The organism is Desulfoluna spongiiphila (genome assembly GCF_900101345.1).
Taxonomy (GTDB): domain Bacteria; phylum Desulfobacterota; class Desulfobacteria; order Desulfobacterales; family Desulfolunaceae; genus Desulfoluna; species Desulfoluna spongiiphila.
In genome coordinates, this window is the sequence record NZ_FMUX01000013.1 from 95,798 (window position 1) to 111,737 (window position 15,940).

The 15,940-nt window shown below is 58.3% G+C and carries 10 protein-coding genes; 6 read left to right on the forward strand and 4 right to left on the reverse strand.

The features are described from left to right. Window positions 1–77: 77 nt before the first annotated feature. From BLQ12_RS17055 to pepN, 5 genes are all read left to right on the forward strand, one after another. Window positions 78–752 carry an NUDIX hydrolase gene (locus BLQ12_RS17055; protein WP_092212262.1) on the forward strand — a complete coding sequence of 225 codons (675 nt, stop codon included), beginning with the start codon at window positions 78–80 and terminating at the stop codon, window positions 750–752. Window positions 753–1,082: 330 nt separating this feature from the next. Beyond that, the gene (eno, locus tag BLQ12_RS17060; RefSeq protein ID WP_092212264.1) at window positions 1,083–2,354 is read left to right on the forward strand and encodes a phosphopyruvate hydratase; all 1,272 of its coding nucleotides are present in this window, start codon (window positions 1,083–1,085) and stop codon (window positions 2,352–2,354) included. Between the two features lie 82 nt (window positions 2,355–2,436). After that, window positions 2,437–3,303 carry a hypothetical protein gene (locus BLQ12_RS17065; RefSeq protein ID WP_092212266.1) on the forward strand — a complete coding sequence of 289 codons (867 nt, stop codon included), beginning with the start codon at window positions 2,437–2,439 and terminating at the stop codon, window positions 3,301–3,303. A gap of 375 nt (window positions 3,304–3,678) precedes the next feature. Next, window positions 3,679–5,319, forward strand: coding sequence for a CTP synthase (gene pyrG / locus BLQ12_RS17070; protein ID WP_092212268.1), 1,641 nt, complete (start codon window positions 3,679–3,681; stop codon window positions 5,317–5,319). Between the two features lie 450 nt (window positions 5,320–5,769). Then, window positions 5,770–8,397: an aminopeptidase N gene (pepN, locus tag BLQ12_RS17075; RefSeq protein ID WP_092212270.1), complete on the forward strand. Its 2,628-nt coding sequence runs from the start codon at window positions 5,770–5,772 to the stop codon at window positions 8,395–8,397. A gap of 457 nt (window positions 8,398–8,854) precedes the next feature. Here the strand turns inward: pepN and BLQ12_RS17080 are convergent, their stop codons facing one another. The 3 genes from BLQ12_RS17080 to BLQ12_RS17090 all read right to left on the reverse strand — a co-directional run bounded on the left by BLQ12_RS17080 (window position 8,855) and on the right by BLQ12_RS17090 (window position 13,396). Further along, window positions 8,855–9,850 carry an aldo/keto reductase gene (locus BLQ12_RS17080; RefSeq protein WP_254782073.1) on the reverse strand — a complete coding sequence of 332 codons (996 nt, stop codon included), beginning with the start codon at window positions 9,848–9,850 and terminating at the stop codon, window positions 8,855–8,857. Between the two features lie 536 nt (window positions 9,851–10,386). Next, window positions 10,387–10,908: a MarR family winged helix-turn-helix transcriptional regulator gene (locus BLQ12_RS17085; protein WP_092212272.1), complete on the reverse strand. Its 522-nt coding sequence runs from the start codon at window positions 10,906–10,908 to the stop codon at window positions 10,387–10,389. 115 nt (window positions 10,909–11,023) lie between these two features. Then, a complete protein-coding gene (locus BLQ12_RS17090) occupies window positions 11,024–13,396 on the reverse strand; it encodes an ATP-binding protein (protein WP_175469888.1) in 2,373 nt (790 codons plus the stop codon). Window positions 13,397–14,338: 942 nt separating this feature from the next. Between BLQ12_RS17090 and BLQ12_RS17095 the strand changes: the two genes are divergently transcribed. Further along, entirely contained in the window at window positions 14,339–14,947 is a 609-nt protein-coding gene (locus BLQ12_RS17095; RefSeq protein ID WP_302846795.1) for a class I SAM-dependent methyltransferase, read from the forward strand. Here BLQ12_RS17095 and BLQ12_RS17100 read toward each other — a convergent pair. After that, window positions 14,899–15,672 carry a hypothetical protein gene (locus BLQ12_RS17100; protein ID WP_092212278.1) on the reverse strand — a complete coding sequence of 258 codons (774 nt, stop codon included), beginning with the start codon at window positions 15,670–15,672 and terminating at the stop codon, window positions 14,899–14,901. The two genes, BLQ12_RS17095 and BLQ12_RS17100, sit on opposite strands and share 49 nt — an antisense overlap. Between the last annotated feature and the right edge of the window lie 268 nt (window positions 15,673–15,940).

The following is a 15,940-nucleotide window of genomic DNA, read 5'->3' on the forward strand; positions in this document are numbered from 1 at the left end:
ATAGGTAAACGAGACATGCCGGGTGGCTTTATAAACCCTTCCGGTACCACTATTTAGGCTTGGAGACAAAAAGGTTCATGGATGCCGTTGACCAGTTGAGACAGGCTCTTTCCGGTCGCCCCGGGGTGTTGGGGTGGGACCGTTTCATTCATTCCGCGGTTCTGGCCCCGGTGGTGAGGGTGGACGGGGAGCTTCACCTCCTCTTCCAGACACGCACCGAGGGGATCCGCCAGGGCGGTGAGATTTCTTTTCCCGGGGGCGGATTCGACCCCTCTCAGGATGAGGACCTCCGGGCCACGGCCCTGCGGGAGTGTTGCGAGGAGATGGGCATCGCACCGGACAAGGTGACGGTGATCGGGGAGCTGGACACCCTTATTACCTCGGTGGGCGTGACGGTGTCGTGCTACGTGGGGGTGCTTGAAGACGGCATCCTGGAGACCATGACCGTCAATGAAGACGAGGTCGCGGGCTGGTTTACCCTGCCTCTCTCCTTTTTCAGGGAGACGGACCCGGTGATTCATCATGTGCGCCTGATGGTGGAGCCCCACTACGACCACCCGAAAAAAGGGCGTGTCACCCTGCTTCCTGCTGAGGCCCTGGGCCTGCCGAAACGGTACCACAAGCCCTGGGGCGGCCTGACCCGTGAGGTGTACCTCTGGGAGACGTCCCACGGGACCCTTTGGGGCATCACCGCAGAGCTGGTGCGCGAGCTGATCATGCGAACCCCAGGGGCAACGGACGAGGCGACTTGACAGAGCGTAAGGGGAGTTGTAGGTTACTTTTGGTCCGTTCAGGGCCTTTGATGCGAACGGAACCATCATCAGACGTCCCGCCGGGAGATCATCACCCGCAACCAAGATGCATACGTAACAACGTCGGTCCCCTATGCGCCTGGCATCAGGTGGTGCGCCACCCAGCCCGGCTTGATTGCGGGGACCGCTGATATGCCTTGAACCCAATGGTTCGAGGCCCGTGTTAACGTTCAGGTTTTTTTACTACATCGGCCGACCCGGTCTCCGGGTGCGTGCACGAGGTTTATCTGCCCCTTCCAACGGATGAAGGGGCTATTTCTGGAGGAAAAGATGACCGCTATTGTTGATGTGAAGGCACGAGAGATTCTGGATTCACGTGGCAACCCCACCGTGGAAGTGGATGTAACCCTGGCTTGCGGCGCCATGGGGCGTGCGGCTGTTCCTTCCGGTGCCTCCACCGGCACCCGTGAAGCCCTGGAATTAAGGGACGGGGACAAGGGGCGCTACCTCGGCAAAGGGGTCACCAAGGCCGTTGCCAACATCATGGAGAAGATCTCCCCCGAAGTGATGGGCATGGACGCCGCCGATCAGGCCGGCCTTGACCGCCACATGATCGAAATCGACGGCACCGAAAACAAGTCGGCCCTGGGCGCCAACGCCATGCTCGGCGTCTCCATGGCTGCCGCACGCGCCGCCGCCAACGCTTTCAGCCTGCCCCTGTACAAGTACCTGGGCGGGGTCAATGCCCGGAACATGCCCGTTCCCATGATGAACATCATCAACGGCGGTTCCCACGCCACCAACAACCTCGACATCCAGGAGTTCATGATCATTCCCGTGAGCGCCTCCACCGTTGCCGAGGCCGTTCGCATGGGCGCCGAGACCTTCCACAACCTCAAGAAGATCCTCAAGGACAAAGGCCTCACCACCGGTGTGGGCGACGAGGGGGGCTTTGCCCCGGACCTCGGCTCCAACGAAGAGGCCATCCAGCTCATCATGAAGGCCATTGAGATGGCAGGGTACGTCCCCGGCGAAGACATCGCCCTGGCCCTGGACGCCGCAGCCAGCGAATTCTTCGAAGACGGAAAATACCAGCTCCAGAGCGAAGGCCGCAGCCTCACCGCCGATGAGATGGTCGATTATTATGCGTCCCTCATTGAGAACTACCCCGTGGTCTCCATCGAGGACGGCCTCGCCGAAGGCGACTGGGAAGGCTGGATCCGAATGACCGAACTCCTCGGGGATCGCGTTCAGCTTGTGGGCGACGACGTTTTTGTCACCAACCCCGCCATCCTGGAGAAGGGCATCATTGATTCTGCAGCCAACTCCATCCTTATCAAGCTGAACCAGATCGGCACCGTCTCCGAGACCCTGGATGCCATCGAAATGGCCGCCCAGGCCGGGTTTACCACGGTGATCTCCCACCGTTCAGGTGAGACCGCCGACACCTTCATCGCCGACCTCGCCGTGGCCGTCAACGCCGGGCAGATCAAGACCGGCTCCATCTCCCGAAGCGATCGCGTCTCCAAATACAACCAGCTGATCCGTATCGAGGAAGAGCTGGGGGCTGCCGCACGTTACAACGGACGTATCTTCGGGTAGGAAACTGCCTGATTTTTAAGCGACATATCGAGCCCTGCGGACCTTCTTTTAGGGCGCAGGGCTTTTTTATAAAGGTGCCGTGATGACGCAAGTGACACACAGGCGAGTTCTCTCCTTTGTTCTTCTTTTTCTACTGGCCTGTGCCGGCTCGGCCGAGGCCTACCTTCTCTCCTCTTCGCAGATTACCCGCCAAATGGTGAAAAAGCTGGGCAAGCCCGTGACGGCGACCCTTCAGCAGAAAGAGCTTTTTTTCCGCAGCGCGGCCACCGAGGCCTCCGAGGAGGAGAACCTGGTCTTTGACGAGGTCGTGACCCTTTCCGTGCCCGATCGCTTTCACTCCGTGGTGACGGCAGGGCAGAAGAAGGTGGAGCAGTTTTCCACCTTTGATACCTGGTTCCGCGTGGTGGACGGGGTGCTGGACAAGGGGCCTGAGCGGGCGGCGGATCGCTATCGGGATCCCCTGCAGTTCCGCCGTGACTCGTTGATGGCAAAGCGCCTTACCGAAGCCGGCGTGGATCTGTCGGTGACTTCCCTGAATCGCCACGCAGGGCGCATCGCCTGGGTGATGGGTGCCAAGTCCACGGACGGTTCTGTCCGGCCCCAGTTCTGGGTGGACAAGGAGAGTTTCCTGCCCATGCGCTGGATCCTTTTTGAGAAGGAAGGGGCGCACCGGGTGGAGATCTGGTACCACGACTGGTTCAAGCAGGGAAAGGCCATGTACCCTGCACGCATTGAGTTCTACGCCGACGGCAGGCTGTTCCGGGAGATCCGCGTCAAGGGCGTGTCTGCCGGCAAGTCCATGGCCGCCAAGCTTTTTGAGCCGGCCCGGTATGCGGAGAAGAAAAAAGAGCTGCCCAGGGAGGAGACCGCAACCCCCGAGGCCACAGAGAAGCAGCGCCAGATGGAAGAGCTGGAGCGGATTCTTTCCAACGACCCCCTGGCGTTTTAAAGGGACAGGGCCTCCCGGTGGCGAGTCAAATGGGGTCGGGGGGTTGGTTTAAACTGAAGTTTGGTGTACTTTTTCGAGTTGTCCTGAAAATCATGCGGGAAATCACGGGCTTGGACTTTCAAACCTTGCGTTCGGCCAGGTGATTGGATACTATCCGGTGCAACAAAACAAGCCGGGTGATATCCATGGCGGACCCCTTTTCCGTTGTGATAAAAGATAAGCAGGTGATGGTGATCCGCCCGTGGCTTATCTTTTTTTTTGATGCATCCGGCATGCGGTATACACGATGTTCCGGGCCCGTCGGTCTGACGGGTCGGGTTTCTGTTCGTATAATCCATATCCAACGCATCTCGTGCGATTTTTAGAGGTAACTTCATGGGGCATAACACCAAGTATATTTTTGTGACCGGCGGGGTTGTTTCATCACTGGGCAAGGGGCTCGCCTCCGCAGTGATCGGAGCACTTCTCGAAGCACGTGGCCTGAAGGTCACGATCCAGAAACTGGACCCGTACATCAACGTCGACCCGGGTACCATGAGCCCCTTTCAGCACGGTGAGGTGTTCGTGACCGACGACGGCGCCGAGACCGACCTCGACCTCGGCCATTACGAGCGCTTCACCACGGCCCGCATGGGCCGGAACAACAACTTCACCACCGGCAAGATCTACAACTCCGTCATCACCAAGGAGCGCCGCGGAGAGTACCTGGGCGGCACCGTGCAGGTGATCCCCCACATCACCGATGAGATCAAGCGCAGCATCCTTCTGGTGGGGGACGACGTGGACGTGGCCCTCATTGAGATCGGCGGCACCATCGGCGATATCGAGAGCCTTCCCTTCCTGGAGGCGATCCGCCAGCTGCGGGCCGACCTCGGCAAGGAGAACGTCCTGTACGTTCACCTCACCCTGGTGCCCTACATCGCCGCCGCAGGCGAGCTCAAGACCAAGCCCACCCAGCAGAACGTCAAAGAGCTCCGGAGCATCGGCATTCAGCCCAACATCCTTATCTGTCGTTCCGATCGCGAGATCCCCAAAGAGCTCAAGAAGAAGATCTCCCTGTTTTGCAACGTGGACGACGACGCGGTCATCACCGCCCGGGACGTGGACTGCATCTATGAGCTGCCCCAGGTCTACCACGAAGAGGGCCTGGACGAGAAGATCATCAAATACCTCCAGATCTGGACCCGGGCCCCCCGCCTGGAGAACTGGGAAGAGTTCACCCACCGCTTCAAGAACCCCAAAAAGCGCATCACCATCGCCATCGTGGGCAAGTACGTGGATCTCACCGAGTCCTATAAAAGCCTCAACGAGGCCCTCTACCATGCCGGGGTTCCCAACAACTGCGGTGTGGACCTGGATTTCGTCGATTCCGAGACCGTGGACGACGCCAACGCTGCCTCGCTCCTCGGCCATGCCGACGGTATCCTCATTCCCGGCGGCTTCGGCTCCCGGGGCACCGAAGGCAAGGTGGCTGCCGCGCGCTACGCCCGTGAGAACAAGGTGCCGTACTTCGGCATCTGCCTTGGCATGCAGATCGCCGTCATCGAATACGCCCGCCATGTGGCCGGCATGGATGACGCCAACAGTGCCGAGTTCGACGCCAAGACCGGCCACCCCGTCATCTACCTCATGACCGAGTGGGTCAATGAGCGCACCGGCGAGATGGAAAAACGGGACGTGAACTCCGAAAAGGGCGGCACCCTGCGCCTCGGGGCCTACCCCTGCACCCTTGCAGAGGGAACACACGCCCGGGACGCCTACGGCACCGAGGCCATCTCCGAGCGCCACCGCCACCGCTACGAGTTCAACAACGAGTTCAAAAAGGCCCTCACCGACAAGGGGCTCATCCTCTCAGGAACCTCCCCCAACGGCGAGCTCGTGGAGATCGTGGAAGTCCCCGACCACCCCTGGTTCGTGGGCTGCCAGTTTCACCCCGAATTCAAGTCCCGCCCCATGGAACCCCACCCCCTCTTCGTGGATTTCATCCGGGCGTCGTTGAAGAACGCCAAAAAGTAGAAAGGGCAGGAAAAGCCAGCCAGGGGCTACAGCCCCTGGACCCCAGGTTGCGCCCGTGGGGGACCGTTGAGGTCTTCTACACGATTTCGTTCAGCCAGAAGGCTACTTGTCTCTCGTCCCCGGGCTCTGCCTGGGGACGTCTCAAGGAGGTTTTCCTCCACTCCTGATACAATCCCTCCTACCTGAGACTATCACCCCAGCGTCATATCGTTTCATGCTGGAAAGGCTGAGCTGCAATGGCAATATGCTTTCAAGGTGGCTCACCTCGCCGCCGGAGGCTTGCTTTTCCTGTCCCACTTTAGCCATAGAAAGCATGGTTTGGTTTTTTTCTCTGAGCCTTGAATTTTTAACGGAATCTCCTTATCTTTGGATCATTGAAGGCCGTGAAGGGCGTATCCGCCTTTCAGGCCCGTGTGCTGATGATTCATTGCCCATCGAAAGGGAACCCCCATGACCGAACCTGTCGAAACCCATCTTAAGGACTACAAGCGCCCTGATTTTAATGTGGAGACCGTTGAACTCCATGCGGATATATTCGAAACCGAAACCTTTGTGACCGCCAGCCTGGGCGTCAGGAAAAGTCCCGAGGCAGCAGACGGCGTGTCTTTACTTTTGGACGGCAGGGAGCTTGACCTGGTCTCCATTGAGCTGGATGGCCGCGTTCTTACCGACGGTGAGTACACCCTTGAAGGGGAAGTCCTGACCCTGCCGGCGGCTCCCGATGCCTTTGTCCTCACGACAAAGGTGAAGATCCACCCCGAGACCAACACCTCCCTTGAGGGGCTTTACTTTGCCGACGGCACCTTCCTGACCCAGTGCGAGGCCGAGGGCTTTCGCCGCATTACCTTTTTCCCGGACCGGCCGGACGTGATGGGCAGCTATCGCTGTACCGTTTCGGCAGACAAAGGGACATACCCGGTGCTCCTGGCCAACGGCAACCTGGTGGACGAAGGGGAGCTTTCCGGCGGGCGTCATTTTGCAACCTGGGAAGACCCCCATAAAAAGCCGAGTTATCTCTTTGCCATGGTGGCGGGGGATCTGGCCTGCCGGGAGGATACCTTTACCACGGCCTCAGGGCGAGAGGTGGCCCTGAAGTTTTATGTGGACCACCAGGACGCAGACAAGTGCGGGCACGCCATAGAGTCCCTGAAAAAGTCCATGGCCTGGGATGAAAAGACCTTCGGCCTGGAGTATGACCTGGACACCTACATGGTGGTGGCCACCCACAGCTTCAACGCCGGGGCCATGGAGAACAAGGGGCTCAACGTCTTTAACTCCAAGTACGTGCTGGCAAAGCCCGAGACGGCAACGGACATGGATTTCCAGGGCATCGAAGGGGTCATCGGCCACGAGTATTTCCACAACTGGACGGGCAACCGGGTGACCCTGTGCAACTGGTTCCAGCTCTCCCTCAAAGAGGGGCTCACCGTGTTCCGGGACCAGGAGTTCTCCTCGGACATGGGGTCCCGGGCGGTGAAGCGCATCGCAGACGTCCGGGGACTGCGGGCCTCCCAGTTTGCCGAAGACGCCGGGCCCATGGCCCACCCCATTCGGCCCGAGTCCTACATCGAGATGAACAACTTCTACACAGCCACGGTGTACAACAAAGGGGCCGAGGTGATCCGCATGATCCATACCTTCCTTGGGCCCGAGGGCTTCCGCAAGGGCATGGACCTCTACGTGGCCCGCCACGACGGCAGCGCCGTGGCCTGCGAGGATTTCATCGCGGCCATGGAGGATGCCTCGGGTGTGGACCTTTCCCGTTTCCGTCTCTGGTACAGCCAGGCCGGTACCCCCAAGGTGACCGTCACCCGCGCCTTCGACGCGGAGACCTCCCGCTACACCCTCACCTTTTCCCAGAAGGTGCCCGATACCCCTGGTCAGGCCAACAAGAAAGCCATGCAGATCCCTGTGAGGATGGGGCTTCTGGGCGACGACGGGGCCCCTGTCTCCCTCACCCTTGAAGGGGAAACCTCTCTCGGTCCCTTGGAGCGCGTCCTGAGCCTCTCCTCGGATTTGGAATCCTTCACCTTTACCGGGGTGGAGAAAGAACCGGTGCCTTCCCTGTTCAGGGGATTTTCCGCTCCCATTAACCAGGTCACGGATTTGACCGAGGCCGAGCTGATTTTCCTCATGGCCCACGATACGGACTCCTTCAACCGATGGGATGCTGCCCAGCAGCTCTATGCCAATACCATTCTGGGTATGGTGGCTGAGCTGAAAAAAGGGGAGCCCCTGGCCCTGAGCACCGACCTGGTGGCAGCTGTCCAAACGACCCTCACGCATCCGACTCTGGACAAGGCCCTCATCGCCCAGGCCCTGACCCTGCCGTCGGAAACCGAGCTGGGGGACCGCATGGCCGAGATCGACGTGGACGGGATCCACGCGGCCCGCGAGTTTGTGGCAGACACCCTGGCCGTGGCCCTCAAGGAGAGCTGGCGGTCTGTGTACGAGGCGTGCAAAGAGGTCGGCCCCTATCGCCCGGACACCCAGTCCATGGCCAAGCGCCGCCTCAAGGGTCTTTGCCTGTCTTACCTCTCCCGGGTGGAGTCCCCGGCCTTTGTCATGGACGCCTTTGCCTCGGCCGCCAACATGACGGACGAGCTGGCTGCCCTGACGGTTCTTGTCGGTATGGACTCCCCGGAGAGCGACGAGGCCATGGACCGGTTCTACGGGGCGTGGAAAGGGGACACCCTGGTCCTGGACAAATGGTTCACCGCCCAGGCCCTCTCCAACCGTCCCGGGACCCTGGAGCGGGTGGCATCCCTCATGGAACATCCCGATTTCGACATCAAAAATCCCAACAAGGTGCGCGCCCTCATCGGCGCTTTCTGCCAGGCCAACCCCTGGCATTTTCATCGCCTGGACGGCAAAGGCTATGACCTCCTCGCCGATACGGTCATCGCCTTAAACACCATCAACCCCAGCATCGCCGCCCGCATGGCCTCCGGCTTCAACCGCTGGAAACGCTACGATGAAAAACGCCAGGGTCTCATGAAGGCAAGACTGGAGCGGATCAAAGGGACCGAAAACCTTGCCAACGGTGTTTTTGAAATTGTCTCCAAAGCCCTGGCTTAAGGGTGCCCCCGACGGTCAAGGGCTGAGCCCTTGGAACCCAGGTTCGCACATGCTCCGCCCCTTCGTTTCTCAGGGTCGTCACATGTGCTGATGGGCTGCGGCCATTCATGACGATGGTGGTGTAACGATTCAGCTCGTCCCAACGGGTTTGAGTCAACAATCAGGATATTTTGTGTACGAAAGGCCGTTGCGGTTTGCAACGGCCTTTCGTGTATGGAGGGTAGACTCAGTTTTGCAGAAAAGGAAGAAATTCTGAATAATTAGTAACTGTTCAGCTTGCCTCCGGCGGGTCGCTTTTTTGAAAAAAAGCTCCGCAAAAAACGTTTCTAATGTGAAAAAGTGGAAATTATTTCGGCGGAGCCTGGAAAGGCTTGCTTAAGACCTGTTTGTCACACTTTTTAAACGTTTGGCCCCCGGAAGGGCCGCCGGAGGCAACGGCAGGCTGAATGGTTACAATTCAGGAGGAGAGGCCCTTCATCCCCTCCTGGGGGTACCGCTCTCCGGCAACGGCGCCTGAGACGAAAATTCCGTCGAGAAAGGAGAGGTCCGAGGCTTCGAGGATGATCTCAAGGGCACCTGCGTTGTCTTCGAGGTAGCGGGTCCTGCGGGTTCCGGGGATGGGGACAATGTCCTCGCCACGGGCCATGACCCAGGCCAGGGCAATCTGGGCCGGTGTGCACTGTTTCTCTCGGGCAAGTTCCCGAACCGAGGCCACCAGGGCAAGATTGCGGTCCAGGTTTTCTTCTTCAAAGCGCGGGGACATGCGCCGAAAATCTCCGCTGTCCATCTCTTTGGTGTCGGTGATGGTCCCGGTGAGGAACCCGCGTCCCAGGGGGCTGTAAGGGACAAAGCCCACCCCTAATTCCCGGCAGGTGGCAAGGAGGCCGTTTTCTTCGATGTCCCGGGTCCACAGGGAATACTCGCTCTGCACCGCCGCCACCGGGTGGATGGCGTGGGCCCGTCGCAATTGCTCGACCGAGACCTCGCTTAGGCCCACGGCGCGGATTTTTCCCTCCTCCACCAGTCGGGAGAGTTCCCCCATCATGGCATCCAAATCCTGCTCAGGGTTGAGCCTGTGGGCGTAGTACAGGTCGATGTGGTCGACCCCCAGGCGCGCAAGGGAGTCCTCGCAGGCCTTTTTCAGGTACGCGGGGCTGTTGTCGATGGTGCGTTCATAGGTGCCTTTTTCCTTGCGGACGATGCCGAACTTGGTGGCGAGGACGATGCGGTCTCGTTTGCCCTTCAAAAACCTGCCGATGAGCTTTTCGTTGTGGCCGTGGCCGTACATGTCGGCCGTGTCGTAAAAATTTACGCCGAGTTCAAAGGCGCGCTCCAGTACGTTAAGGGAGTTGGTGTCGTCAGACGGCCCGTAAAATTCGGACATGCCCATGCAGCCGAGTCCCATGCGGGATACGCGGATGGGTGTCCTGCCTAAGGCAACTTGTGTCATCATGGTGAGTCTCCTGTGATTCGGGTGTGGGGACGGGACCGTCACCACACCGGTTGAGGGTGTTCGGAAACGCTTTGGGGGCGCTTCTGTTTGGACTATGGATGGTTGTGTAATTAGGACCCTAACTATCAAAGTGAAAAAATGCGGGTTTGGCCATGCTGACCAGAGCCAATGCGGTCTGTCGAGTGATTCAAAGGCCCTGTGTTGCCATATCGCTTAGCCCGACAAATGGCATTTGTGTTATTTAAATGCCTGCTTTTTGTAACTATTCAGCTTGCCTCCGGCGGGTCGCTTTTTTGAAAAAAAGCTCCGCAAAAAACGTTTCTAATGCGAAAAAGTGGAAATTATTTCGGCTGAGCCTGGAAAGGCTTGCTTAAGACCTGTTTGTCAAACTTTTTAAACGTTTGGCCCCCGACAGGGCCGCCGGAGGCTTGTTTGAGCTGAATAGTTACTGCTTTTTTTTAGATAATTACTTGTAATGACATCTTGTTGACTTGGCTTGGTCGTTTTCTCATGAAATATTCGGGTTAGGGCGTGTTTCAGGTGGCCGGGTCCGTCGGGGAGGGGGATGCCGGGCGCATCAGCAGCTTGTCCAGCATGCCCGCAAGGGCTTTTTTCTCAGGGGCCTTTAAGGGAGCCATGAGTTCCTTTACGAGGGTGTAGTACTCGGGCATGATGCGGTCCAGAAGGGCCACCCCCTTGTCGGTGAGGATCACGGCGGCCTTTCGTCCGTCGGCGGGGTCTTCCTGTCGGCGGATGAGTCCGTCCCGATCAAGCTGACGCAGGAGCCCGGACATGGTGGCACGGGTCACACCTTGCTCCTGGGCCAGTTCCGAGGGGAGGGCGCGTTGAATCGTCCTGCGTCGCAACTGGATCAGGGCGAGCCACCTTCCGTGCATGATGCCGTGACCGGAAAGAAGGGCATCGAGACGCCCCAGAAAGTCGCTGCCTGCAACGAGCAGGCGCAAAAAAGCCGAGACGGCATCCGGGTCCAGTTGGGGGTAGTCCTGCTGCATCCGGGAAAAAATCTGGTCGTTGGGAAAGCCTCGTAGGTTAAACATGGGGTGATTGTAGTTAGGGCCCTAATCATAGTCAATCCTTTTCTGCGCCATCGGCAATGCCACGGAGTAGGTCGTATGGCTTGTGCTGCCGAAAAGGGGTGGAGCCCGAGGGTGGTCAGGATGCCGTTTTTACGGGGGGCGTGCCCGTGGCGTCCGTTCCGCGGGTCAGCTGCGTCCTGATTTTAGTCAGCAGGGTGTCGGTGTCCATGGGTTTTTGAAGGTAGTCGGCATTGCCGAGGTCCGTCAGTTCGTCGCGAGCCATGGGCTCGCTGTAACCCGAGAAGAGGAGGACGGGAAGTTCCGGCCGGATGGCGGTCATCTGCCTGGTCAGCTCCGTGCCGGTCATGCCGGGCATGGTGACATCGCTGAGAACCAGGTCGATGGTGTCCGGGGCCTCCTTGAAACAGGCCAGGGCGCTGGCCCCGTCGGTGAAGGGGCGGGGGGTGTACCCGTGAAGGGACAAGAGGTCCGAGAGGCTGTCCGTGATTTTTTTTTCATCGTCCACCACCAGGATTGTTTCATTGTCCCCGGAGACCTGGGCACGGCGTGTACCGGGAAGGATGGGTTTTACTTTGCTTTTGAAACGGGGCAGGAACACCTTAAAGGTGGTTCCCTTGCCGGGAAGGCTTTTGGCGCAGATGTGTCCCTGATGTTCTTTGACAATGGCTTTGACAACAGAGAGCCCGAGGCCTGTGCCTTTGCCCTTCTCCTTGGTGGTGAAGTACGGATCGTATATATGCGGCATGAGTCCCGGTTCGATACCGCAGCCGGTATCGGTGACTTCAAGCAGGATGTACTCTCCAAGGACCTGGGGAAGCTCTCCCGGCATGGTACCCGGGGCATTGATGCTGGTGTCCGTCAGGGCGACCCGCAGGGTGCCGCCCGTTGTTTCCATGGCATGGTAGGCGTTGGTGCACAGGTTCATGATGACCTGGTGGATCTGGGTCGGGTCTGCGTGGATGATGCTCTTGGATTTGATGATGCTCTCTATCCTGATGGTCGACGGAAGGGAGGGCCTGAGCAGCTTGACGGTCTCTTTGATGATCAGAAGGGGTTGGAGGGGCTGTTTTTCCGGTTCCGATTTCCGGCTGAAGGTCAGGATCTGGGAGACCAGCTCCTTGGCTCTGATTCCGCCCTGTGAGATCTGTTCCAGGGCCTCCTTTATCTTTTCGGGGGAGTGGATATACAACTGCGCCAGCTCCGTGTACCCGAAGATCACCGTCAGGATGTTGTTGAAGTCGTGGGCGATTCCCCCTGCAAGGGTCCCGATGGCTTCCATCTTCTGGGCCTGGTACAGGCTGGTTTCCAGCTGCCGGCGCTGGCTGATGTCGATGCCGATGCTCAAGATCTCCTGGAAACGGCCCAGGTCATCGGTGATGGCCCGGTTGCTCCATTGGATGTAGACCGTGCGTCCGTCTTTGCAGGTGTTTTCATTTTCAATGAGGGCCTGGGTTTCCAGAAGGTCGAAGGCTTCTGTATCGTGGCCGGTGATATGAAGGGCCCGGGCCGCCTCCGGGCTGAGGATTGTTCCCAGGACATTGCGTCCGTAAATTTCTTCCCTGGAATAGCCGAACAGGTCCAGGCCGAATCGGTTGAGGAACAGGACGCGGCCGTACTTGTCCATCCTCAGAATGATGCTGTTGGCGCTTTCAACCAGGTCCTTGTACTGTTTTTTCCGGTACTGGAGCTCCCGGGTACGGTGTTGGACCGTACGCTTCAGGGCCCTGTTCAGGTAGACCAGCATGGCAGATCCCATGGCAATGACCACCACCGCCAGGAATGGCCAGCGCGGGGTGACGGTTTTTTCATAGGCCGTCAGGCCTGTCCAGTGTGCAAGGCGCTTGTCGTAGTAGGAGTCAGGCCTTTTTTTCCAGCGGGACAGGTACCGGTCAAGGGTGGCAAGCCTGTCGCCATGGAGGCCTCTTTTGGCGGCAAAGGCGATGGAAAATGGCGAAAACTGGATGGGGCTCGGGGCCAGGGATGGCCCGTGGGATCGGTAGAGACCGTTAAGCTGCGTGGCAACCCCTGCAGAAACCTGCCCTGCTCTTATTGCGGCAAAGACCGCTGTGGAGGAGGGGTACTCCTTGATATGGCAGGTGATGCCCAGTTTTTGGGCGGTCTTTCGGAAGTTGATGCCGCTGATATCCCTGGCCGTGACACCCACGCGTTTTCCCTTGAGGTCTTCAATGGAGCGGATGGGGCTGCCCTGTTTTACAAAGACTTGTCCCCACTCTTCAAATACCGATTCCCGGTTGAAGTCCATGGTGAGGCTGCGTTCGGGGGAAAAGGCAATGGCGGTGATCAGGTCGATCTCCTCCCTCTGCAATCGCTCCAGCCCTTGCTCCCAGGTGCCGGAAACAAAGGTGACGTCCCACTGTTCCTGGGCGGCGATGTGGTTGATGAGGTCAGGGTAAAGGCCCCGTGGGGTGCCGTCTGCATCTGTAAAACAAAACGGGCGGGCCTCGCAGATCCCCACGCGTAAGGCCACAGGGAGATCCGAACCGTATCCGGAACAAGGCATGAGGAGTAACAGGAGAGTAAGGAGATACACAGTACGAACAACGTATTTCATAGTCTGGCTTTGCACGGTTCAATGACCGGACTGCCTGGAGGCCGGTGTATGGTTTTGGTAGTGAAGAGGGCTCATACGGCAGCTCCATGTGTCTGCATGAAAAATCGTTACCCGACCACTGCCGTTGGTGTTTTTGATTCCTATTTTTTGGAAACTATAGCTCGGCAGGTGAGGATGTCAAGGGCACAGGCCCGGCCCATGGAAGATCGGTGGCAGCTCCTTGAAAAGGCAGGGGCTTCCCCGCCATACCCGCATTGAGTGTTACCGGTCGCTTTTTTTCTTTTTTTATCCCGGGCAGGAAACGCCCTGCGGAGTCCAAAGGCGCCGTGGCCGCTTCGGTTTTACAGAGCCGGCGGCAAAATTCATGGCGGCCCGGCGGAACAGTGTGAGGGGCTGATCCCGAACCTTTGCGCGTTTTCAAAGAAAATGTGTGACCATTCCATGGGGGGGGGGGCTGACTTTCCTGGGCGGTGTGATGTCTAACAATACTTGCTTTTGTGTGCTGTTTGACGATGGTACGTGTGCCTGGTTTGTTGACATTCAGTAATTGATCGCCGGGGTGACAGAAAACAGCCTCGGACCAGTGTTGCGGCCGTTTATATGCGGTGCATTGTGTGTAACTGTTTGTTGTTGTGAGGTATCTGTACGTGTTTTTTTCGGGCGGCTGGGCCGGGATTTATCCCGGATACCGGGCGGGGCATTCTTTTGGCTATTCATTGGCTAAATACTTTCAATGGGTGTAGGGTAGACATAAGCGCAGCAAACGGCGATCAAGATCAGCGTGCTGCGTATCATCCATATAGTAGGAGCCTTATGTCTTCGGTACGTGTTCGTTATCAAACCATGGAATTCGATGGTATGGATATTCATATACGGACGTTACGTGATAAACAGCAATATGAAGATGTCGGCGGAGTCGCAGAAAACTTGGGCATATCGTCCGCCACATGGCCACTGTTCGGTGTGATCTGGCCTTCCAGTGAGGTCCTTGCTCATTTCATGGAGGATTTTGAAATTGAAGGGAAGCGTATTCTCGAGGTGGGCTGCGGCATTGCCTTGACGAGCCTGGTGCTGAACCATCGTCACGCGGACATCACCGCCACGGACTACCACCCTGAGGTGTCTGATTTCCTTCTGGAGAATGTGAGAATCAACAAGGGGCGAAAGATTCCCTTTGTCCGTACGGGATGGGAGGACAACGACACGAGGCTGGGATCATTCGACCTCATTGCCGGGAGCGACCTCCTGTATGAGCGAGACCATGCCGAGCTGTTGTCCCGTTTTATCGATCAGCACGCCAAGCCGCACTGTGAGGTGATCCTCGTGGATCCGGGCCGTGGCGAGCAGGGCCGGTTCAGCAAAAAAATGGCCCTTTTGGGGTACTCCCACAGCCACAGCAAACCCGTCAATTCCGAGTCCTACCTGAAGAGCCCCTTTCGGGGAAAAATTTTACGATACAAGCGGTAGCAGACGCAGGGGCCCGGGGCACCTGCCCCAGGCCCCTGCGGTGTGAGTGGCACCGTCCCTCTGTCCGGAAGGTCGGCGATCCTGTTGCTGATCATGAGCAGCAGTGCGTAGGCCAGGTACACAGAGAGGACCTGGCAGAGGATGGTGAGAAAACTGTCCGTGATGGGGGCATGAAAATAGCTGGCGATGGGGTCTCCGGTGAGGGCACATGCAACGCGTACTCCAAAGACCACGGCGAACAGCGCAAAGGCAATCCCCGCCGGACTAGCATGGCTTCTCAGGTCCTTATGGGGGGAGGTATAAACAAGCCAGGCCGTGTGCGCCACCACAGGGGCGAGCATGCCCGAGAAGATCACGATGCGGGCCCTGATATCCGGGTAAACCAGGGCACAGATGGCGTAGAGCACTGTGAATAAAAGAGTGTACAGGCCGTAGGGCCTTTGGCGCAGCCGGACCTTAAGAAACCGGGCCATGCCGAAGAGCATAAAGAGGGTTCCGGAAAACATAAGGACGTTTGCCGCAACAATGGAGATGACAGGGGGCAGCGCGCCCCGCAGGCAAGCCAGGGTCATGCCCGCCGACTTGAAGACAAAATCGGCGAAAAAAAAGCCAATTCCCCACCGGCGCGTTCTGTTCCGGTACCAGGTAATCCCGAGCACAATGCTGTAAATGTGGTTGACGAGGATGTAGGTGAAGATGGACGTCTTCATGTCAAAGGGGATCATAGCGCTGGTATCCGGGTTGGGCCGCTCTTTCGGGGAGCCGGTCCGGCGGCCCGTGATATGGCGTCGTTGAAGTGAAGTGCCACCCACAAGGTGCGTGGCGCGCATGTCTGTAGGGGCCATTCATACGTGGTCGTGGCGTGGCATGCAACCTTCTTGGGATCCCTTATGGGGAATCAGCGCATCGGGCGGCGTGGTGTGTTGGGACGGGAAGGGGAGGAAAAGCACCGGGATGAGGTTATTAATAAAGGGCCCCAACGGCAACATGCAG